The organism is Pelosinus propionicus DSM 13327, from assembly GCF_900114615.1.
Lineage (GTDB): Bacteria > Bacillota > Negativicutes > DSM-13327 > DSM-13327 > Pelosinus > Pelosinus propionicus.
On the sequence record NZ_FOTS01000049.1, the window covers coordinates 14075 to 38106 of the forward strand.

A 24032-nucleotide genomic window follows, 5' to 3' on the forward strand; every position below is an offset into this window, starting at 1 on the left:
GCACTCTTTGCGTCTTCGTGTTTCAACGTGCTTTTTTATCTATGTTTTAAAGGGCGCATAGCGTTTTTCCTATTGATGATAACTCCTATAGAGCTGTTTTCCGCGCGAGCGCTATATTCTTTAGGAGGACTTTGGTGTATAATAGTGAATAAATACTATAGCATCATCTACAGGAAGTGTTGCTTGATAGCACTAATTTACCAGCTTAATATAAGGATAACAATATGGAATGCTTATAGCGAGAGGAGAGATTTTTTATGCAAATAAAACGTGTTGATTCAACTATTAATACCAATAAACTGCAAGAGTCGAAGGAATTCTATATGAAGCATTTTGACTTTCAATTAGTATATGAAAGTGACTGGTACATCGAATTAATTGCACGGGATTTACCGACAAATGGCATTAGTTTTACACTGCCCCAAAGAGAAGAAGGTGAGTTTTTTAATGGAAAAGGCTTAATTATTTCCTTTGAGGTGGATGATGTAGACGCTGAATATAAGCGTCTTAAGGATGAAGGTGTCATTATTTATCAAGAGATGCAGGATAAACATTGGGGCGAAAGAAGCTTTGTTGTGAATGACCCGAATGGCATACATCTTTATATTTATTCATCTATTTCCCCTACACCCGAATACCAAAAGATTTATGATTCTTTTAAAAAAGATTAAAGGATTGACAAAAAGTAGCCGCTTTTGAAAAGCGGCTACTTTTTTTATCTAACATTATATGCTGCAAGGATAAGATTGGAATACGGACATGGCTTTTTTTACATAATCATTGTAATAAAGACTGTTAGGAATGATTAGAAAAATTTAACAACGAGAATAGGAAAACCAAAAAAAATGTCGAAGATTATGTAATAATAATTCTTTTCTTTAAAAAAATTCCTTAAGTTCCAGATAACGCTAATTCTTTTATATCATAGATGAAGATGATGAATTAGGAGTGATGATGATGAATAGAGAATATATACCCAAAAGTCCATTGGGCATTGCAATTATTTATATTTTAGTAAGCAGTGGATGGATTTTGTTTTCTGATAGCATAATTGAAAAGCTATTTAATGATATAAAGATCATCACCACTCTATCCATAGCAAAAGGCTGGTTTTTTATTTTATGTACAGGGTGGTTACTATATCGTCTTATTGGACAGTCGCAGAAAACATTGATGACACAAAATATTGCTCTTGAAGTTTTAGGTGAAGAGCGTTTAGCATCTGAAGAAGAGCTGCGGCAGCAGTTAGACGAATTACTCAGTCGGGAAGAAGAAATTCACAGGAAAAACTTAGTGCTGGTTTCATTGAATGAAACGGCTTTGGGACTTATGAACCGTCTTAATTCAAGTGAGTTATTACGTGACATTGTCGTAAGTGCAGCAAAACTGATTAATACGCCTCATGGATATGTATGCCTAATGGATGAAGAGCAGGGGGTTTGCAGAAGGTTAATTGGTACAGGTGCTTATGAGGGCGAAACTGGTCGCCTGGATAAGCTGACGGATGGCCTAGCTGGGGAAGTGTACAGGATCGGTGAAATTAAAATGGTTGATGATTATAGTACATGGGAGAAACGTTTTACAGATCCCTATTTTGACAAGATGCATTGCACCGTGCAAGTGCCTTTTAAGTCAGAAGGAAAAGTATTTGGTACATTAGGTCTGTCCTTTGATGATCCGGAAAGAAAGTTTACTGCAAGTGAACTTGAGTTATTAACACGCTTTGCCGAATTAGCTTCTATCGCTCTTGATAATGCAAATTTGTTTACTACCTACAAGAATGAGCTCATAGAACGGAGGCAGGCTCAAAAGGCTCTGCAGATTTCGCAAGCCAATTATCGGGCGATTTTTGATGCAGCTAGTGATGGGATTATTGTTCATGATGCTGTTACGGGAGAAATTATCGATAGTAATCAAAAAGTTGAAGAATTGTATGGCTGCTCTCGTGAGGATATGGCTTCGCGTGGCTTAGATGGACTGGGCAATCATCAAGTTCCTTTTAGCGCAAATGATGCATTAGAATGGATTCGTCGGTCTGCTGCCGGTAAATCTCAGCTTTTTGAATGGATGATTGAAAGAAAAAGTGGAGAAAAAATATGGGTGGAAATTAATTTGAAAAATGCTGAAATTGCCGGAAGGCAGTGTATATTAGCTGTAATCCGTGATATTCGGAGACGAAAGCGAAGAGAGATTGAACTTCATAAAATTCAAAGTAATAATCAGGCATTGATTAATGCGATTCCAGACAATATGTTTCTTATACGGTGCGATGGCATTGTTACGGATTGCAAAATAAATAGTTCGCAATTGTACTATTTGCGTTCTGAAGACATTATTGGAAAAAGCGTTTCTCAAGTTTTTCAAGCAAATCTTGCCGAACAGGCGATGGAGGCAATCGTGGCAGCGATTACGCGGGGGAAGTTGCAAATTTATGAATTTCAAATGACAAAGGAACAATGTCAGTATTATTTTGAAGCACGGATTGTGCCAAGTGGTGAGGAAGAGGTTTTGGCAATTATCCGTGATGTAACGGATCGAAGGCAAATCGAGGAGAAGCTTGCCTATTTGAGTCATCATGATGCAATGACTGGATTGTACAATCGAGCTTATTTTGAAGAAGAGATGAGAAGAATAGGCGCTCTGCGCAATGTGGCTGCAGGGATTATTATTTGTGACTTAGATGGTTTAAAACTTGTGAATGATACGTTAGGTCATAGTATGGGAGATGAAGTTTTAAAAGCGGTAGCTGCTATTCTTAAAAAGGCATTTCGCCCAAAGGACTTAATTGCGCGAATTGGAGGAGACGAATTTTCTATACTTCTTCCTTCTAATTCTCGATCTGCTTTTAAGATTGCTTGTTCTCGTATTCATACATTAATTGAAGAGTATAATCGCAATAGACCGATTGTACCTCTTAGTCTATCTATCGGCTTTGCTGTAACAAAAGATAACCCTACGGACATGAATGCTTTATTTAAAGAAGCAGATAACTATATGTATAGAGAAAAACTGCAGCGTCACCAAAGTAATAAACATACAATTGTTAAGGCATTAATGAATGCCTTAGAGACTCGAGATTTTATTACAGATGGGCATGGTGAGCGCATGAAGGAATTCATGGTATCTTTAGCAACTGCTGCGGGTTTGCCGAATCAAAGACTTGCAGATCTTTGTCTATTTGCTCAATATCATGACTTGGGCAAGGTCGGAATTTCTGATGAGATTTTGTTTAAGCCATATCCTTTGACGACAAAAGAATTTTCGATTATGAAACAGCATTCAGAAATTGGTTATCGCATTGCTCAAGCTACTCCGGAATTGGAACCGATTTCGGATTGGATATTAAAGCATCATGAAAGGTGGGATGGAAGAGGGTATCCTTTAGGTATTCAAGGAGATGAAATTCCTGTGGAATGCCGCATTTTATCCATTGCTGATTCTTATGATGCTATGACCAATGATCGCCCTCAACGCAAGGCAATGAGTTCTGAGGCTGCAATTGATGAACTGCGTAAATGCGCAGGCAGCCAATTTGATCCTAATTTAGTGAACTTATTTATTCAAATACTAATTTAAAAAATAGAATATTTATAAACTGCACCTTCTGCGGTTCGTGTCTTCTTTACGGAAAAAAAGTAAAGGTAATTTTTAAGATGTAGCGATGTAGCTGCATCTATTTTTTTATTAAAATAAAATAAATCAAGACAGGAATATAGTATGAGAGTGTCCAATATAAAAAAAGGAAAATATTTACAATTAAAAACCTGCTCATAAAAAAGTAGTCATGCTGGAAAATAATCGTGCATAGAATAGGAAATGGGCTGCATGAGTTTTTGTGGCATGGGTAGAAAATGAATGGGGGATTTATGTTATGCGTAAGAAGGAATGTGTTGCTATGATTTTAGCAGGTGGGCAGGGAAGCAGGCTGGGAAGCCTGACGCGCAAGATTGCAAAACCAGCCGTGCCCTTTGGCGGTAAGTATCGTATTATCGATTTTCCTTTAAGCAATTGCCACAATTCTGGAATTGATACGGTGGGAGTTCTGACGCAGTATCGTCCTCTGGCTTTGCACAGTTATATTGGAATCGGTAGTCCATGGGATTTAGATCGAAGAGATGGCGGCGTGTATGTTTTGCCTCCTTATGCCCAGGAAGGCGGCGCAGAATGGTATAAAGGAACAGCAGATGCCATTTATCAAAATTTAAATTTTATTGATATGATTAACCCTAACTATGTATTGGTGTTATCAGGTGATCATATTTACAACATGGACTATTCAGTAATGCTGGATCATCATAAAAAACAACGGGCGGAAGCTACAATTTCGGTTATTGAAGTACCTTGGCATGAAACTTCACGCTTTGGAATCATGAATACTGATACATCCGGCAGAATCACAGAATTTATTGAAAAGCCTAGAGATGCAAAGAGTAATTTAGCTTCCATGGGAATTTATATTTTCAATTGGCGTTTATTGAGAAAGAGTTTAGAAGAAGATCGTAAAAATGCTCTTTCCAGTCATGATTTTGGCAAAGATATTATTCCTAAACTATTAATGGACGGTCATCGTTTATTTTCATATTATTTTAAAGGATATTGGAAGGATGTAGGCACCGTAGAAAGCTTTTGGGAAGCAAATATGGATTTATTGACTGATGAGCCAGAACTGGATTTGTATAATCCCAATTGGCGGATTTATTCTGTAAATCCAACCAGGCCACCTCATTATATTGGCAGTACAGCAAAAATTACTCGATCTTTGGTGAGTGAAGGCTGCTCAATTTTAGGTGAAGTAGAGCATTCTGTAATCTTTCCTGGTGTGCATATCGAGGAAGGAGCCGTAGTTAAGGACTCCATTGTCATGCCTTATGTTACCATAGGCAGAGACGCACAGATTTACCGCGGGATAATCGGACGAAAAAGCTTAATTGAGGAAGGCGCTTTGATTGGTGCAATCAATCATGAGGGTATATGTGTGATTGAGGAAAATATCGTCATACCTAGTGATGCTCAAATTCTGGAAAATCATATGATAAGTAAACAAAAACAGGTGGGATAAGATGCAAAACGTTATGGGAATTATTCATTTGAATCTTGGTCAGGATGTTTTAAAAGAGTTAACTATGGGGAGGCCGCTGGCCGCCCTTCCTTTTGGCGGCAGGTATCGATTGATTGATTTTATTTTATCCAATATGGTCAATTCAGGAATGCAGAATGTTGGGATTTTGGTACAAGATAAATATCGCGCATTAATGGATCATTTGCGTTCGGGAAAGGAGTGGGATTTAGCCCGCAAAAGAGATGGATTATTTATTTTGCCTCCTAGCCCTAATCCGTGTTCTACTAGTGGATGCCGGGGAAGCGTAGAGAATTTTTATAATAACTTAGACTATATTGAAAGCAGCCGGCAGGAATATATGCTGATTGCTGGTAGTCATATTGTCTGCAACTTAAATTATCGCAAGGCTTTTAAATTTCATAAGGATATGAATGCAGACGTTACTATTTTATACAAGGAACATGATATAGAGGATGAACTTACACGATATACTATCCTTGATTGTCAGCCTGATGGCAGAATCAGTGATATGGGCAGCCAATCCCCTAGAAGTGCATCCCGTAAAGTTTCCATGGAAATGTATCTGATCGAAAAAAGATTGTTGGTAGAGTTAATTAAAGACAGCCAGGCACGAGGCGGCTGGGATTTTACAAAGGATGTTTTAATTAAAAATGTAGATAAGCTAAAAATGTTTGGTTATCCTTATAAGGGGTATGCGGCCAGGATTGATTCAATAAAAAATTATTATCGTCACAATATGGATTTGCTAAGACCGGAAAAGTGGGAAGAATTATTCTTCAAATCCGGGCTTGTCTATACAAAGGTAAAGGATGAAGGCCCGGTCAAGTATAAGGAAAATGCCAGAGTTTTTAATACCATGATTGCTAATGGTTGTATTATTGAGGGACGGGTGGAAAATAGTATTTTATTTCGTGGTGTCAAAGTACATAAAGGCGCATATATTAAGGATAGTATTATTATGCAAAAGTGCGAAATTGCTGAAAATGCGATTATTGAAAATGTAATATGTGACAAAAATGTTTGTATTACGCAAGGAAAATGGTTAAAAGGGGAGAAAAACTACCCTCTGGTAGTGGCAAAGGGCACTGTAGTATAGATGCGACAGAGTAAGCAAAAGATTATCCTTCAGAATTAGTCATTTCAGGAGGTTTTTTTTGTTGATGGATAAAGAAGGATTTAAAGAAACTTATATCAGGAAATTACAAGCCCTGCATGGTAAAAGTCTTGAAGAATCCAGTATTCATGATCAATATATAGCATTGGGAAGCCTGCTGCGGGATTATATCAGCCCTAATTGGATAAAGACCAATCAGCAGTATAAAGCTAACAGCGATAAACAGCTCTATTATTTTTCAATAGAATTTTTATTAGGTAAGCTGCTGGATATGAACCTGATTAACTTAGGGATGAAAGAGGTTTGCCAGGATGGACTTGCAGAGCTAGGAATCAATCTATCTGTACTATTACAGCAAGAGCCAGATGCAGGACTCGGTAATGGCGGACTCGGAAGGCTTGCTGCTTGTTTTCTCGACTCTATGGCAGCACTATCCCTTCCAGGACATGGCTGCGGTATTCGGTATACTTATGGCTTATTTGAACAGAAGATAGTAAAGAATTATCAAGTGGAATTACCGGATAATTGGCTAAAAGATGGTTATATATGGGAATATCGTAGAACAGATAAAGCTGTAGAGGTTTCTTTTGGAGGTCATGTAAGAAGCATAGTAAAAGCAGATGGCAGAGTTTGCTATCTTCACGAAAGTGCAGAAGCAATATTAGCGGTTCCTTATGATATACCTATGATCGGATACCAAAATAATACTGTCAACACTCTTAGATTATGGAGCGCGGAATTAGCACATAACGACTGCTATTTTACATTCCGTAATCGGAATGATTTCGTAAAAGCGATAGAATATAAGAATTCAGTAGAGCGAATTTCTAAGTATTTATATCCAGATGATACGCATCCGGAAGGACGTCTATTGCGATTAAAGCAGGAATATTTTTTTGTTTCAGCAGGCTTACAAAGTATTTTAAAGGGATTTAAGTCTGCTAATCATAAGATTCAATTTTTTTCTGAGAAAATTGGTGTGCATATTAATGACACACATCCAGCCTTAGCTGTTCCGGAATTGATGAGAATCTTAATTGATGATGAGAATCTGGGATGGGATGAGGCTTGGCAAATTACAACGCAGACCATATCTTATACCAATCATACTGTGCTTCCTGAGGCCCTTGAAACCTGGCCTGTGGATATGTTTCAGAATTTACTGCCTAGGATTTACATGATCATCGAAGAAATCAACCAGAGATTTTGTAAAGAATTATGGGAGCATTATCCCGGACAGTGGGGACGCATTGCAGATATGGCTGTGATTGCTGATGGTGTAATTCATATGGCACGTCTTGCAGTGGTAGGCAGTCATAGTGTTAATGGAGTGGCAAAGCTTCATTCGGATATTTTACAACAATATCTGCTGCATAATTATTATCAATATGATCCAACTAAATTTCATAATAAAACCAATGGTATTACACATCGTCGCTGGTTATTAAAGGCGAATCCCCAGCTTACGGATTTAATTAGCAATGCAATTGGAACCAATTGGATTGCTGAGCCCAAAGAATTGCTGCTGCTGCGTAAATACGCAAAGGATACTGTTTTTAAAGAACAATTAGCAACAATAAAACTTAAGAATAAAATAAAGCTGGTTGATCATATTTATAGTCATTATGGGATATCAGTGAATCTTCATTCGATCTTTGATATACAAATCAAAAGAATTCATGCTTATAAACGCCAAATCTTAAATGTTCTTCATATTATGCATCTCTATAATGAATTAAAAATTAACCCGCAATTAGATATGGTACCACGTACTTTTATTTTCGCTGGAAAGGCGGCACCAGGCTATTATATAGCCAAACAAACGGTGAAATTAATTAATATCTTAGGATCTGTCATTAATCATGATAAAACCATACAGGATAAACTAAAAGTAGTATTTATGGAGAATTATAGTGTTTCTTTAGGAGAAATGCTGTTCCCTGCTGCTGATGTGAGTGAACAAATTTCTACAGCTAGCAAAGAAGCTTCTGGAACCGGAAATATGAAGTTTATGATGAATGGAGCCATTACAATTGGAACGCTAGATGGTGCAAATATTGAGATCGAAGAAGCGGTTGGTCCGGAGAATATTATTATTTTTGGTCTTACAGCCCAACAAGCTTTGGATTACTATAAACACGGAGGCTACAATGCTTGGGATGTCTATAATGAGGATATGCGAGTTAAAAAAGTAATAGAGCAGCTCGTAAATGGATATTTACCAGACGAACGAGAAGAATTCAGGCCTCTATATGATTATTTATTGCGTCATAATGATGAATTCTTTGTTTTAAAGGATTTTGCTGCTTACGTCGATGCTCATCAACGGTTAGATCATAAATTTCGCCAAAAACAGCATTGGCAGTCGATGTGCCTAGAAAATATCGCTCATTCCGGCCTGTTTTCCAGTGACAAAACAATACGAGAGTATGCTGCAGAAACTTGGAATTTGGAAAGGTCAATCATAAGGAGATGAAATATTGACGAGAGTATACTTAAAGCGTAAAGTATACTCTCGTTTTGTAGTTAATTCTAAAAATATTGTAATGTGACAATGCGAATTGACAAAAAAATGCAAAAATTTCATTCTAAAAAAGAAGGGATTTTTCAGATGAATGGACAAGTATAACGATAAGAGAAATCATATAATTTTTTTACAAAAGGACAAGATTATTCAATAAATTCAAATATAAATATTGTAATTTTGAATAAGGGGGACAGGCTGCATGTTAATGGATAAAGATGAATTCAAAACCATTTTTGTAAACAATCTGCAAACGATGTTTGGTAAAGGGATTGAGGAAGCGTCTATTAATAATAAATATATGGCCCTAAGCCGAGTTATTCGTGATTGCATTAGTAAGAATTGGATGGAGACAAATAAACAATATAGTGAAACAGGAGTCAAGCAGGTTTACTACTTTTCCATGGAGTTTTTACTGGGAAAGGCATTGGATATGCACTTAGTCAATGGCGGAGTCAAGGAAATCTATCGAGAGGCTCTTGAGGAGATCGGGATTGACTTAGAGGAACTGGAAAAACAAGAGTCAGATCCCGGCCTGGGCAATGGTGGTTTAGGGCGTTTGGCAGCCTGCTTTATGGAATCAATGGCAGCGGTTGGAATCCCGGGACATGGCTGCGGCATTCGCTATACCTATGGATTATTCGAACAGAAAATTGTAGATCATAACCAGGTTGAATTACCTGATAATTGGCTGCAGGATGGTTATGCTTGGGAATTTCGTAAAGCGGATAAAGCGGTAGAGGTCAAATTTGGCGGTACCATTAAAAGTAACCAGCAAGGAGGGCGTTGGGTGTTTACCCATGAAAATTATGAGGCTGTATTAGCAGTGCCTTATGACGTCCCAATTGCTGGTTATCATAATAAAACGGTGAATACTCTGCGGCTGTGGAATGCAGAATCGTTACATGATAGTTTTGATTTTGCATCCTTTAATCGAGGGGAGTACTTAGAAGCAAAGGAGTATCGGTCCTCCGTTGGTTTGATATCGAAGATCTTGTATCCCCAGGATAATTTTTATGAAGGACGTCTTCTACGTTTAAAGCAGCAATATTTCTTTGTCTCTGCGGGACTGCAGAGTATCATTCGGCGATACAAAAAGAAGCATACCTCGATGAAGCAATTGTCCAAGAAGGTAGCTGTGCACATTAATGATACCCATCCTGCAATTGCAGTACCTGAACTGATGCGTTTATTGATGGACCAAGAAGGCTTATCTTGGGATGATGCCTGGAAAATTACGACGGAAACTATTTCATATACCAACCATACCATTATGCCGGAGGCGCTAGAAACATGGCCAGTGGAAATGTTTAAATCGCTACTGCCAAGAATGTATATGATCGTCCATGAGATTAATGAGCGTGTGTGCCGCAGCTTTTGGGATGCGTATCCCGGGGACTGGGAACGAATTCGAGGCATGGCAGTAATTGCGGACAATATGGTTCATATGGCCAGACTTGCCGTAGTCGGCAGTCATAGTGTAAATGGTGTTGCTCAAATACATACCGACATATTGAAAGAACATATTATGTCGAGTTTTCATAATTTTTACCCCAAAAAATTTAATAATAAGACAAATGGTATTACCCATCGACGGTGGCTGTTAAAAGCTAATCCTGAACTTGCTGCGATAATAACAGATTGTATTGGGGCAAACTGGATTACGGATCCTCAGAATTTAGATGAATTTGAGCGATTTGCCACAGACAAGGTTATACAAGAAAAAGTTCAGAAAGTGAAACACAAAAATAAAAAGGCATTAGCGAAGTATATTAAGGAAAAAACAGGTGTCACCGTAGATACTCGTTCAATTTTTGATGTTCATATCAAACGTATTCACTCTTACAAACGTCAAATACTTAACATATTTCATATTATGGATTTGTATAATCGATTAAAGGAGAACCCTTCTTTATCCATCACACCACGAACCTTTATTTTTGCAGGAAAGGCGGCACCAGGATATTATATAGCAAAACAAACTATCAAATTAATTAGCGTTTTGGCTTCGCTAATCAATAAGGATAAAGATATTAAAGGTAAATTAAAAGTCATTTTTTTAGAAAATTACAGTGTATCCTTGGGAGAATTACTATTTCCTGCAGCTGATGTTAGTGAACAGATATCGACGGCTAGTAAAGAAGCTTCAGGGACAGGAAATATGAAGTTTATGCTGAACGGAGCGGTTACGATTGGTACGCTGGATGGAGCAAATGTGGAAATCCATGAGGCTGTAGGCGATGATAATATTTTTATTTTTGGACTGACCAGCCAGCAGGTGTTTGATTATTACATTCACGGCGGATACAATGCTTGGCAGTTGTACAGCAGCGACATACGACTTAAGACTGTTTTAGAACAATTGGTTAATGGTTTTCTACCGTATCAAAAAGAAGAATTTAGGCCCTTGTATAATTCGTTACTTGCTGATAATGATGAATTTTTTGTTTTGCGAGATTTTGATGCTTATGCAAAGGCGCAAGTCGAATTAGACAAACGATATAAGCAAAAAAATAAATGGACAGAAATGAGTATTCACAACATTGCGCAAGCAGGTATTTTCTCCAGTGATCGTACTATTTGTGAATATGCCAATGAGATTTGGCACACAAAACCTGTAGTTATTACCAAACCATAGTCTGCGGGCAATTATAGGGGAGGTATTATATGGCAGTTCCTACTTCACCAGTCAGTCAAGAAGATTTATATTTGTTTCATGAAGGCAGTAACTTTCGGAGTTATCAGTTACTGGGAGCTCATGTTTTAGAAGTAGATGGCAGGCAGGGAGTGCGCTTTACTGTATGGGCACCCAATGCGCAGGCAGTGCGGGTCGTCGGAGATTTCAATGGTTGGCAGGGCGAACAGCATAAGATGGAGCGTGTTGAAGGATCAGGTATATGGTTGTTGTTTATCCCGGGGATTAAGAACGGAGACATCTATAAATATGAGATACAGACTGCGGAGGGACAGGTAATCCTAAAAGCTGATCCTTATGCCTTTTATGCTCAGCTTCGACCTGAAACGGCTTCCGTGGTATATAATTTGAACGGCTATCAGTGGAACGATGTAAAGTGGCAATCAAAAAAGAAAAAAACAGTAAATCAGCAGCCGCTATTGATTTATGAGGTACATTTAGGATCCTGGAGGCGGGGTGAAAACAATGCGGTGTTGACATATCGTGAATTGGCAGAACTCCTCCCTCAATATGTAGCTGCTATGGGCTATACTCACATTGAAATCATGCCAGTTGCAGAACATCCTTTTGATGGATCTTGGGGTTATCAAGCAACGGGGTATTACGCTATTACCAGCCGTTACGGTACTCCGGAAGATTTTATGTACTTGGTGGATGTATGCCATGAATATGAAATTGGTGTGATCGTAGACTGGGTACCAGGGCATTTTTGTAAAGATAATCATGGACTTAGGCAGTTTGATGGTACTGCATTATATGAGTATGCTAATGTTCAGCGAGCAGAGAATAAGGGTTGGGGCACTGCCAATTTTGATTTAGGACGTACGGAAGTGATAAGTTTCCTTATCTCGAATGCTATATTTTGGTTGGATGTGTATCATATTGATGGCATTCGGGTTGATGCGGTTTCTAATATCTTATATTTAAATTACGGCAGGGAGGAAGGAGATTGGACACCTAACCCATATGGGGGGGATGGCAATCTTGAAGGAGCCGCTTTTTTGCGTAAATTAAATGAAGTTGTTTTTGCTCAGCGGCCGAATGTACTTGTGATGGCAGAAGAGTCAACCTCCTGGCCTATGGTATCTTGGCCGACCTATAGTGGCGGCCTGGGTTTTAACTTCAAATGGAATATGGGCTGGATGAATGACATGCTGCGATACATGGAAATTGATCCAGTTCATCGAAAATGGAATCATCACTTGTTAACTTTTTCGTTTATGTATGCTTTTTCGGAAAATTTCATTCTACCTTTATCTCATGATGAAGTGGTCCATGGAAAGAAATCGATGCTTAATAAAATGCCTGGTGACTATTGGCAGAAATTCGCTAATCTACGTGCTTTTTATGGTTATTGGATGGCTCATCCAGGGAAGAAGTTGTTATTTATGGGCAGTGAGTTTGGTCAATTTATTGAGTGGCAGGATCATGAGAGTTTGGACTGGCACTTAGTGGAGTCTCCAATGCATGGAAAGTTGCAGGAGTATTGCCGCAGGTTAAATCATTTTTATCAGCAGGAACGATCTTTATGGGAAGTAGATGGAAATTGGCAGGGCTTTGAATGGATTGACTGCAGCGATTATACGCAAAGTGTAATTTGTTTTATGCGTAAGAGTATCAGTCCAGAGGAGATGTTAATTGTAGTGTGTAATTTTACACCTATCGTACATTATGCTTATCGAATCGGCATACCTGCTGAAGGATTTTATCAGGAATGCTTTAATAGTGACTGGGAGGAGTTCGGGGGATCCGGACAAAAGAATATAGGAATATTAGCAGCTGAAGGGAAGGCTTGGCATAATCAATCTCACTCTTTGGAAATCACTCTTCCGCCGTTGGCGACTATCTATCTAAAAAAGATTAAAAAATGAGAGGAAGGTAGCGTCCTAGAAATAAAGATAAAGGTGCTGGAATAAGTTATGAAAGACTTTTAATAGTAGGGGGCGTTATTATGCACAAAAAAGCGTGTGTAGCTATGTTATTGGCAGGTGGACAAGGAAGTCGTCTTGGTATTTTGACACAGAAACTAGCCAAGCCTGCAGTTCCCTTTGGCGGCAAGTATCGCATCATTGACTTTCCTTTAAGCAATTGCAATAATTCAGGCATTGACACAGTTGGTGTACTTACTCAATATAAGCCGTTAGCGTTGAATAGTTATATCGGTATTGGCAGTGCCTGGGATCTGGACAGAATGAACGGTGGTGTGTTTGTTCTTCCTCCTTATGTAAAAGAACAGGGAGGAGAATGGTATAAAGGTACGGCAGATGCGATTTGTCAAAACAGCAATTTTATTGACCGATTTAATCCCGAAACCGTACTCGTATTATCTGGTGACCATATTTATAAAATGGACTATTCTTTAATGCTGGAGTACCATCAAAAGCAGAAGGCGGATGCTACCATTGCGGTCATTGAAGTTCCCCTTGATGAAGCTAGCCGATTTGGAATTATGAACACCGATAAGGAACAACGTATTATTGATTTTGAGGAAAAACCTGCGGAACCAAAAAGCAATTTGGCATCGATGGGAATCTATATATTTAATTGGCCGGTTTTAAAGAAATATCTGTTTGAAGATGAGCTGAATCGACATTCAACTCATGATTTTGGTCATGATATTATTCCTAAAATGCTGGCAGATAAGCGTAATCTTAAGGCCTATTCTTTCAGAGGATACTGGAAAGATGTAGGAACCGTAGAAAGTTATTGGCAGGCGAATATGGATTTGTTAGGAGAGAGGCCCGAACTAAACTTGTATGATTCAAAATGGCGTATTTATTCCTCGAATCCGCCGAGACCTCCTCATTATACTTCTGCCACGGCTAAAATTACGAATTCGATTATTGCAGAGGGATGTTTAATTTTAGGCGAGGTCGAGAATTCCATTCTTTTTCCCGATGTTTATGTTGGACCAGGTGCTAAGGTGAAAAATTCCATTCTTATGTCTGGTGCACATATTGAAGATCATGTTGTGACCGATAAGGCGATTATTGGGCGTAAAACTGTACTAAAGCAAGGAACTGTAGTAGCAGCGAAGAAGCTGGATGGGCAACAGAAGATAGTCGTATTGGATATTGATATGATTATTCCTCCTCATACTACGATTGAGGCAAGCCTATCGTGCAGTCCGCCAGAAGATGAGCTTTGTAAAAGGGAGGAATAAGATATGATCGATTTAATGGGGATTATTAATCTCAATGAAGCAGAAGAACATATAGGAGAGTTAAGCCGTTCTCGTTCATTGGCCTCAATTCCCTTTGCGGGGCGCTATCGCTTAATTGATTTTGTTCTGTCAAATATGGTAAATTCAGAGATCTCTAACGTCGGGATCTTTATTCAGCATAAATATCGATCTTTGGTAGATCATTTACGTTCGGGGAAGGATTGGGATTTAGCACGAAAACGCGACGGACTCTTTGTTTTACCGCCGGCTTATACCCGAACTCCGATGCAGGTTCATCGGGGTGATGTAGAAAACTTATACAGTAATTTAGATTATATTTATCAAAGCCGTCAGAGATATGTTATTATTGCAGGCGCCAACATTGTAAGCAATATGGATTATCGAGGAATCCTGGAATATCATAAAAATACAGAGGCTGATATTACCGTTTTATATACAAAGGCAAATTGCGGAACTCATGATTGTGTCAGATCTAATATTTTAGGACTTGGTCCGGAAGGGCGGGTTCTTAGTATAAGTGAGTTTAAAGATACAGGCGGTTATCAAAATATGTCTATTGACATGTTTATTATGAAAAAAGACTTGCTGATCGAATTGGTAAATGGTTGTATTGCCCGTGGGGATTATGATTTTGTAAAGCATTGTATTATTAAAAATGTTAAGAGATTAAAAGTATATGGATATCATCATCCAGGTTATGTAGCACGGATTAGCTCTCTGCAAAGCTATTTTCAACACAGTATGGAATTACTCAATCCTCATATTTGGAAGGAGCTATTCTTCAAATCGGGATTGATTTATACAAAGGTGAAGGATGAAGCACCTGCAAAATATATTCATGAAACGGAGGTGACAAATTCTTTAATTGCCAGTGGATGTTATGTGGAAGGAAAGGTCGAAAATAGTATTTTATTTCGCGGCGTAAAAGTACATAAGGGAGCATATATTAAAAATAGTGTTATTATGCAGAAGGGGAATATAGGATCAGGAGTGATTCTGGAAAATGTTATTTGTGATAAGGATGTCCATATTACCGCTAATAAGCAGTTAAAGGGTGAATACAGTTATCCCCTTGTAATAAAGAAAGGAAGGGTGATTTAACGATGACAAAAGTATTAATCGCAGCCGCTGAAGCGGTACCTTTTGCAAAAACAGGTGGATTAGGAGACGTTATTGGTTCATTGCCGAAAGAACTAATAAAACAAGGTGTGGATGCCAGGGTTATTATGCCTAATTATCAAGATATCCCTGATAGTTTTAAAGCACAAATGATCTTTAAAAATCACTTTTTTGTCCAGGTTGGCTGGCGGCAGCAATATTGCGGGATTTTAGAATTTGTTTATGATGGTGTAACTTTTTATTTTACAGATAATGAATATTATTTTAAACGCCATGGCTTTTATGGGTATGGAGATGATGCGGAGCGCTTCGGTTTCTTTTGTCGTGCAGTGCTAGAGGCTTTGGACAAAATTGATTTTATGCCAGACATCATTCATTGTCATGATTGGCACACTGGAATGATTAGCGCTTTGTTAGACGCTCATTATCGAGAAAAACCAAAGTATAAAAAGATTAAAACGTTATTTACGATTCATAATCTAAAATATCAAGGCGTATTTTCTCAAGATATATTACACGATATATTGAGTTTGGATTGGAAGTATTTCACTCCAGAAGGTGTAGAATTCCATAAGGCCGTTAACTTCATGAAAGGTGGCTTGGCATATGCAGATATGATTTCAACTGTTAGCAGAACGTATGCTCAGGAAATTCAAGATCCTTATTTTGGTGAAGAATTAGATGGATTTTTACGAAAACGTCAAAATCGTTTAGTAGGTATTGTAAACGGTATTGATTATACTGTATATAATCCAGCGACGGATAAACTTATTTCTAGTACATATGATGTGCAGAACTTAGAGAAGAAAAGCAAAAATAAGATCGATTTGCAAACCCGCTTGGGCTTACCTGTAAGGGAAGAGGTACCAGTCATTGCTATTGTGTCTCGATTGGTGAGTGCTAAGGGACTGGATTTAGTAGAACGAATGCTTCAGGATTTGGTGAAACAGGCGGCGATTGCTGGAAAGGATACTTATGACATTCAATTAGTGGTTCTAGGAACTGGCGAAGCGCGGTATGAGAACTTCTTTAAATACATGGCCTGGCAGTATCCAGGGAAAGTTTCTGCCAATATCATGTTTGATGAAGATTTGGCTCATCAAATTTATGCTGGCGCCGATATGTTCTTGATGCCTTCCTTATATGAACCTTGCGGTATTGGTCAATTGATTGCCATGCGTTATGGGTGCCTGCCCATTGTAAGAGAAATTGGCGGTTTGCGCGATACGGTACGTTCTTATAATCAAGAGATCTGCGAGGGAAATGGTTTTACTTTTGTGAATTATAATGCTCATGAAATGCTCGATACAGTCAATTGGGCGTTACAAACATATAAGGACAAGGAATGCTGGAATAAAATCGTAAAAAACGCTATGCAAAGTGATTATAGCTGGGAAAAATCAGCAATGGAATATAAGGAAATTTATCAAAAATTAACAAAACAGATGTAATAGTAGAGATATGGCATCAATGAAGATAAAACTGCAATCCGCTCAAAAATCTTATCAGTACGTATTTTCTAACGAGTGAGGGATGTAATATGAAGCAAGAATTAATTCTTCATGATTCACAATTGGATGTCTTTCGCAGCCCCTTTGGGGCTGTTTGTTGTAATCAACCTCTTATTCTGAAGTTGAAAATACAGAGTTCTGTTCCCCCTGCAAATGTTGTACTTCGATTATGGCTAGAGGAGCGGGGGGAAGAAAGAATTCCAATGACGAGGGTGGAGGATTCAGGGCAGACCGTGTTCTATCAAGTGCAGATGAACGCTCCTTTAGCGCCTTGCATTGTTTGGTATTATTTTATGATTGAGCTGGAGAATTCAGTATATTATTATGGAAACCAGCCTGACCAGTTAGGAGGTACAGGGCGGCTATATGAGACAGAGCCTCCTAGCTATCAAATTACTGTATATAAGAAGGGAGCCGTTACTCCTGATTGGTTTAAAGGTTCCGTGATGTATCAAATTTTCCCAGATCGCTTTTATAAGGAAACAACAGATGGACAGGTTTTAACGGCGCCAAAAGGCAGTGTCTTTCATGCGTATTGGGATAACCATCCTTATTATATTCGTGATGCAGATACAGGAAGGATTGTATCCTATGACTTTTTTGGAGGCAATTTGCAAGGCGTGATTGCAAAACTGCCTTATTTAAAGGAACTTGGCATTAGCGTCATTTACTTTAATCCTATTTTTGCATCTTCTAGCAACCATCGATATGATACAGGAGACTATAAAACCATAGATGCTATGCTTGGTGACAACCAAACTTTCGCGGCATTGTGTAAAAAAGCAAATGAGTACGGTATTTCTGTAATTTTAGACGGTGTTTTTAGTCATACGGGCAGTGATAGCATTTATTTCAATAGGGAGGGTAATTATCCTGAGGTGGGTGCTTACCAGTCTAAGGAATCTGCTTATTATAATTGGTATCGGTTTAAAAAATATCCCCATTCTTATGAGGCTTGGTGGGGAATTGATACAATGCCTAATGTGGAAGAGAGTGAACCTTCTTATATTGATTATATAATTGATGGGAAGGATAGTGTGATTAAGCAATGGCTTCGGCTGGGAGCCAAAGGATGGCGTCTTGATGTGGCAGATGAGCTGCCAGATGAATTTATAAAAAAGATCTATAAAGCCATGAAAAATGCGGACCCGGATAGTGTATTGATTGGTGAAGTCTGGGAAGATGCTTCGAATAAGGAAAGCTATGGAAAGCTCAGAAAGTATCTGCAGGGAGATGAATTAGATTCAGTAATGAATTATCCCTTCCGAGGGATTGTATTGGATTTTATCCTTGGCCGAATGGATGCTTTTGAAGTCCATCGACGATTTATGAGCCTGGCAGAAAATTACCCGATTCAAAACTTTTATGCGATGATGAATTTAATTGGCAGCCATGATGTGACCAGGATATTAACCTTGTTGGGAGAGGCTCCATCTCCGGATAGTTTGACTGTTGCTCAGCAGGCAGTATATCGTCTGTCTACTGAAAAACGGCAATTAGGAATTGCTAGATTGAAAATATTGGTTCTATGGCAAATGACCTTTCCTGGTGTTCCCTGCATTTATTATGGAGATGAGGCTGGCGTAGAAGGATTCAAGGATCCTTTTAATCGCGGAACCTATCCTTGGGGTCAAGAGGATACGGAATTGCTGGTATGGTATAAACAGGTAATTGCACTGCATAACCGTTATGATCTTTTTAAGGCGGGAGAGTGGATTTCACTGCCTGTCCATGAACAGGTATATGGATATATTCGCAAAATTAGTAATGGAAAGAATGTTTTTAGTCAATCGGCTCAGGATAACACAGCTGTAATCCTTTTGAACACCAGTGTCGATCAATCCATAATTGTGGAAATTCCGATTCGCAAGTGGTGCCATGGTGTTATGATCGATATATTGAATAATGATCAGGAAATTCGGATTATAAAGGGAATACTGACCATATGTTTACAGCCTTTGGAAGGGAAGGTTTTGCTTCAAAGGGAAAAGAGCTTTTTTCCGCGTCAGGCAGGAATACTCTTACATCCGACATCGTTGCCTTCTAAATATGGTATTGGAGATTTGGGGCAAGAGGCGTATGAATTTATTGATTTTTTACATAAGAGCAAACAGAAATTATGGCAGGTACTGCCTCTAAACCCTGTCGGAGATAGTCACTCTCCTTATCAGTGTCCTTCTGCCTTTGCAGGCAATCCTTTGCTGATATCCATAGATAAATTAGTAAATCAAGGACTTTTGACAGTAGATGACTTAGGACAGGTTCCCCAATTTAATGATGAGCAAGTAGCGTTTTCTGATGTGAAAGAATACAAAGAATCCTTATTTCTAAAAGCGTTTACAACTTTTAAACAGCAGAGTAGATTGCAGGATTATGAACGTTTTTGCACGACGCATCATAGCTGGCTTTTGGAGTATGCATTGTTTATGGCCCTAAAAAACTTTTTTAAGGGGCAGCCATGGCATCTGTGGCCTAGAGAGGTTTCTCTGCGGGAACCGAAAGCACTAAAAAAGTATAAAAATTTGCTAGCGGATGCTATTGACTATCATATCTTTTTGCAGTTTATCTTTTTTAGACAATGGGAAGACGTTAAGCAGTATGCAAGGCAAAAGAATATCAGTATTATTGGAGATATTCCTATTTTTGTGGCTCACGATAGCTGTGATGTCTGGGCAAATCGGCAGCTCTTTGATTTAGATGAAAATGGCAATGCGCACACAGTGGCCGGAGTTCCGCCTGATTATTTTAGTAAGACGGGACAATTATGGGGTAACCCTCATTATCATTGGAAGGAAATGGAGAAGAATGATTATCGCTGGTGGAGAGAACGGCTGCAGGTCTTATTTTCCTTAGTTGACATCGTTCGTGTTGATCATTTTCGTGGTTTTGAATCCTTTTGGGAAGTTCCTGCTTCAGCAGAAACTGCAGAGAAAGGGCAATGGGTAAAAGGCCCTGGAGAACGATTCTTTCGTATTTTGCGGCAATATCTAGGTCCGCTGCCTATTATTGTAGAAGATCTGGGAATCATTACTCCGGAAGTGGAAGATTTAAAATATGAACTTTCTTTTCCAGGTATTAAGGTACTGCAGTTTTTATTTTGTTATGATCAAGAGGGACGGTGCATACCGTTTACGTGTGAAAAAAATGTAGTTGTATATACCGGAACTCATGATAATGATACAATTAGCAGCTGGTATGAAAAACTTGTTGCAGAAGATCTGACATTAGCAAAATGTGTGCAGCAGGAAATTGGGCTAGATGAGAAAGATGGAATTGCTCCATATTGGAAATTCATAGAATTCTTATATAAGTGTAATGGGGATACTGCGATTATTCCTTTACAGGATCTTTTGGGATTGTCGGATATAACTAGAATGAACCTTCCTGGCACTGTGGGCGGTACGAACTGGGTATGGCGGCTGAAGAAGAGACTTCTGACCAATGAGATTAGCAGCAAGCTGGCTGAACTTACAGAGAGGTATGCACGATAATACTTAAAAAATATGGATATATAAAGGGCAATATTTGTAAAAACTATTGACGAGGTAGAGGAGGAGATAGTAAAATTAAATCAATACCGAACCGGTATGGTATGGTATTGATTGATAAAGGAGGTATCTACGTGCAGTTCAACCAAGCCACTGACTATGCTTTCCGTGTCATTATGCATTTAGCAGAACTGCCAGAAGGAGAATTAGCCAATAGCCAAGCAATTGCTGAAGAGCAAAATATACCAGCAGGTTTTTTACAAAAAATTATGCGTTCTTTAGTTAAAGGAGAATTGGTAAAGTCCTATCGGGGGGTAGACGGAGGCTTTGTTTTGGCTATGCCATCTGAAAAAATCAGCCTCTTAGATGTAATTGAAGTCATGGAAGGGCCTTTGGATTTGCAACGGTGTTTAAAAGAAGATTCTGCCTGCACCAGAGGGGGCGGGGCAAAATGTTCCGTACATGCTTCACTAGCTGTGATTCAAGCAGATTTCACAATGGCTTTAAGTAAAGTTAATTTTGCTGAATTAGTGGGAAAAAATAAAGAAGAGAGGTAGGAGAACAATATGGAAGAAGTGCTTTTGGCACGATGGCAATTTGCTATTACGACAGTATATCACTTTTTATTCGTACCGTTGACATTGGGATTATCTGTATTAGTGGCTGTAATGGAAACGATGTATGTAAGAACAGGCAATGAAACTTATAAAACAATGACTAAATTTTGGGGAAAATTATTTTTAGTTAATTTTATTATGGGTGTGGTAACAGGAATTGTTCAAGAATTCCATTTTGGAATGAATTGGGCTGAGTATTCTCGTTTTATGGGGGATATTTTTGGTGCGCCGCTAGCATTAGAAGCTTTATCAGCATTCTTTCTAGAATCGACCTTCCTAGGATTGTGGATTTTTGGATGGGATCGCTTATCGAAAAAAATGCATGTAACTTGTATGTGGTTGGTGGCCTTTGGCAGTAATTTGTCTGCGTTTTGGATATTGGTTGCCAATTCTTTTATGCAATCTCCTGTGGGGTATGCGCTTCGTAATGGACGGGCAGAAATGACCGATTTTATGCAGGTGATTACCAATCCGTATGTATGGGGGCAATTTCCTCACACCATTTTAGGGGGATTAGTAACTGCTGGTGTATTTGTAACAGCCATTAGTGCTTACTATTTATTAAAAAGACGTCATTTGCCTGTGTTTAAACCTTCGATCAAAATCGGTTTGGCATGTATGTTAGTAAGCACATTATTAGTAATGGGTACAGGACATTTACAAGCTCAGTTTCTCGCTAAAAAACAACCTATGAAGATGGCAGCTATGGAGGCCTTATGGGAATCTGCTGATCCTGCACCTTTTGCAATTGCAGTAGTGGTGGATCAAAACAACAAAAAGAATTCTTTTGAAATTGGTATTCCTGGTGCATTATCTTTTCTAGCTTATGATAAGTTTTCAGGGGAAATTAAAGGAATTAACGAGCTGCAGGAAGCTGCAGAGAAAAAATATGGACCGGGTAATTACACCCCTAATATTACGCAATCCTTTTGGACATTTCGTGTCATGGTACTATCTGGGCTGTGGATGATGCTAGTGGCAGCGTTGGGTGCATTCTTCTTTTATAAGAAACGTCTAGAAGAAAGTCCTTTTATTCTTAAATTATTATTGTGGAGCTTGCCATTCCCGTACATTGCGAATTCTACAGGTTGGATCTTGACGGAAGGTGGGAGGCAGCCTTGGATTGTGGTAGGCTTACAAAGAGTAAGTGAGGGCGTGTCGACAAATGTGACCAGTACTGAAATCTGGATTTCGATGATAGGTTTTACGGTACTGTATGGAGCATTAGCGGCAGCAGCTGTTTACTTAGTTCGTAAGTTTATTTTAATCGGACCTGTGGATGAAAAACCCGTTCTAAGTGTGCTGACGAAGAAGAAGGAGGCGACATTATGGAACTAAATGTCTTGTGGTTTATTTTAGTGGGAGTCTTATTTACCGGCTTTTTTTTCTTAGAAGGTTTTGATTATGGTGTTGGTATGCTTTTGCCCTTTATCGGGAAAAATGATGTAGAACGTCGAATTGTAATTAATACAATCGGTCCATTTTGGGATGGTAATGAAGTATGGATGATTACTGCAGGCGGAGCCTTATTTGCAGCTTTCCCTCATGTTTATGCAACTATGTTCAGCGGATTTTATATGGCGTTATTTTTAATGCTGGTGGCATTGATTCTGCGGGGGGTAGCCATTGAATTTCGCAGCAAAGATGAAAATTCTAAGTGGCGCGGTACATGGGATTGGATGATCTTTCTTGGTAGTGCCCTGCCGGCACTGCTTTGGGGTGTTGCTGTTACCAACTTGATTCAGGGGATACCTATTAATGAGAAGATGCAGTATGCCGGAACTTTCTTTGATTTATTGAGTCCGTATACGTTAGTAGGCGGAATTGCTTTCTTGTTAGTGTTTTTATTTCATGGGGCATTGTTTCTGACTCTTCGGGTGGAAGGAGAGCTCATCGAACGATCGCGAAAAGCGGCAGTAAAAATTGGTTTGCTTGCAGCTTTGGTCTTTTTAAGTCTTGTAGGCTTAACATATGCCAATACGGATTTGTTTAAAAGTGGATTAGCCACCAGCGCCTTGTGGGGGGCAGTAGCAGTTTTTGTCGCTGGTTACATTCTGCTTTGGTTAAAGAGATATGGCTGGGCTTTCACTATGAGCGGATTGGCGATTGCTTTTACTACAATAGCCTTTTTTAGCGGCTTATTCCCGCGTATTATGGTGTCAAGTTTAGATCCAAAGTGGAGTTTAACCATTCACAATGCAGCTTCGAGTGCTTATACTTTGAAGATTATGTCCTTTGCAGCTCTGGCTTTAGTACCTATCGTATTGGCCTATCAAGGATGGACCTATTGGGTATTTCGTAAACGGGTTACGGCAAAAGAGTTAGAATATTAAATGATGAATGGGCGTGTCGCAAAACGTTTATTGAAATCGTTTTGCGGTACGCCTCTTTTTTAATAAAAAAGCAGAAATCTCTTGTTGATCGGAAGAAAAAAAGAAGTCGTAGCTAGATTATGGGCATAACAAAACAGAGGAATCGACTTCCCTTCAAAAAAATTATATACCGTTATCAGGACGCTTTGGGAATATGCAAATAACTTCCACAACGACCGTTTTGGATTTTGTTGTGGAGTTTCTTTAGGTTGTATGCCATGCACAGCAATAGAAATTCAGTATGCACTTTAACTTGACTACGCATCAAAAATCGCCGAAAGCCCATGTCCTCTTTAAGAACCCCAAAAGCTCCCTCGACTTGAATCGA

General features: G+C 38.8%; 15 protein-coding genes. 14 read left to right on the plus strand and 1 reads right to left on the minus strand.

The window, feature by feature from the left end:
• Window positions 1–257 precede the first annotated feature (257 nt).
• The 14 genes from BMZ99_RS20395 to cydB all read left to right on the plus strand — a co-directional run bounded on the left by BMZ99_RS20395 (window position 258) and on the right by cydB (window position 23665).
• Window positions 258–671 carry a VOC family protein gene (locus BMZ99_RS20395; RefSeq protein ID WP_090942082.1) on the plus strand — a complete coding sequence of 138 codons (414 nt, stop codon included), beginning with the start codon at window positions 258–260 and terminating at the stop codon, window positions 669–671.
• 280 nt (window positions 672–951) lie between these two features.
• Window positions 952–3576 (plus strand): diguanylate cyclase domain-containing protein, encoded by a 2625-nt coding sequence (locus BMZ99_RS20400; protein WP_245755080.1) that lies wholly within the window; start codon window positions 952–954, stop codon window positions 3574–3576.
• Window positions 3577–3871: 295 nt separating this feature from the next.
• Window positions 3872–5059 carry a glucose-1-phosphate adenylyltransferase gene (locus BMZ99_RS20405; RefSeq protein WP_090942088.1) on the plus strand — a complete coding sequence of 396 codons (1188 nt, stop codon included), beginning with the start codon at window positions 3872–3874 and terminating at the stop codon, window positions 5057–5059.
• Between the two features lies 1 nt (window position 5060).
• Entirely contained in the window at window positions 5061–6176 is a 1116-nt protein-coding gene (glgD, locus tag BMZ99_RS20410) for a glucose-1-phosphate adenylyltransferase subunit GlgD (protein WP_090942091.1), read from the plus strand.
• Between the two features lie 64 nt (window positions 6177–6240).
• Complete coding sequence (locus BMZ99_RS20415; protein ID WP_090942094.1) at window positions 6241–8670, plus strand: glycogen/starch/alpha-glucan phosphorylase; 2430 nt, start codon at window positions 6241–6243, stop codon at window positions 8668–8670.
• Window positions 8671–8920: 250 nt separating this feature from the next.
• Window positions 8921–11356, plus strand: a complete 2436-nt coding sequence (locus BMZ99_RS20420; RefSeq protein WP_090942097.1) for a glycogen/starch/alpha-glucan phosphorylase — start codon at window positions 8921–8923, stop codon at window positions 11354–11356.
• 29 nt (window positions 11357–11385) lie between these two features.
• Window positions 11386–13284, plus strand: a complete 1899-nt coding sequence (gene glgB / locus BMZ99_RS20425) for a 1,4-alpha-glucan branching protein GlgB (RefSeq protein ID WP_090942100.1) — start codon at window positions 11386–11388, stop codon at window positions 13282–13284.
• 80 nt (window positions 13285–13364) lie between these two features.
• Window positions 13365–14576, plus strand: coding sequence for a glucose-1-phosphate adenylyltransferase (locus BMZ99_RS20430; RefSeq protein WP_090942103.1), 1212 nt, complete (start codon window positions 13365–13367; stop codon window positions 14574–14576).
• A 3-nt stretch (window positions 14577–14579) separates the two neighbouring features.
• On the plus strand, window positions 14580–15698 hold the full coding sequence (glgD, locus tag BMZ99_RS20435; RefSeq protein WP_090942106.1) for a glucose-1-phosphate adenylyltransferase subunit GlgD: 1119 nt from the start codon (window positions 14580–14582) through the stop codon (window positions 15696–15698).
• A gap of 2 nt (window positions 15699–15700) precedes the next feature.
• Window positions 15701–17167 carry a glycogen synthase GlgA gene (gene glgA / locus BMZ99_RS20440; RefSeq protein ID WP_090942109.1) on the plus strand — a complete coding sequence of 489 codons (1467 nt, stop codon included), beginning with the start codon at window positions 15701–15703 and terminating at the stop codon, window positions 17165–17167.
• A gap of 89 nt (window positions 17168–17256) precedes the next feature.
• The gene (locus BMZ99_RS20445) at window positions 17257–20718 is read left to right on the plus strand and encodes a bifunctional glycogen debranching protein GlgX/4-alpha-glucanotransferase (RefSeq protein WP_090942112.1); all 3462 of its coding nucleotides are present in this window, start codon (window positions 17257–17259) and stop codon (window positions 20716–20718) included.
• 131 nt (window positions 20719–20849) lie between these two features.
• Window positions 20850–21272 carry an RrF2 family transcriptional regulator gene (locus tag BMZ99_RS20450; RefSeq protein ID WP_090942115.1) on the plus strand — a complete coding sequence of 141 codons (423 nt, stop codon included), beginning with the start codon at window positions 20850–20852 and terminating at the stop codon, window positions 21270–21272.
• Between the two features lie 9 nt (window positions 21273–21281).
• The gene (locus BMZ99_RS20455; protein WP_090942118.1) at window positions 21282–22670 is read left to right on the plus strand and encodes a cytochrome ubiquinol oxidase subunit I; all 1389 of its coding nucleotides are present in this window, start codon (window positions 21282–21284) and stop codon (window positions 22668–22670) included.
• Window positions 22661–23665 carry a cytochrome d ubiquinol oxidase subunit II gene (gene cydB, locus BMZ99_RS20460; protein ID WP_090942120.1) on the plus strand — a complete coding sequence of 335 codons (1005 nt, stop codon included), beginning with the start codon at window positions 22661–22663 and terminating at the stop codon, window positions 23663–23665. The genes BMZ99_RS20455 and cydB overlap by 10 nt, the downstream gene beginning before the upstream one ends.
• A 175-nt stretch (window positions 23666–23840) precedes the next feature.
• On the opposite strand, the gene BMZ99_RS20465 is transcribed toward cydB, so the two are convergent.
• The coding region (locus BMZ99_RS20465) for a transposase (RefSeq protein ID WP_139214808.1) at window positions 23841–24032 on the minus strand (192 nt) is incomplete at its 5' end.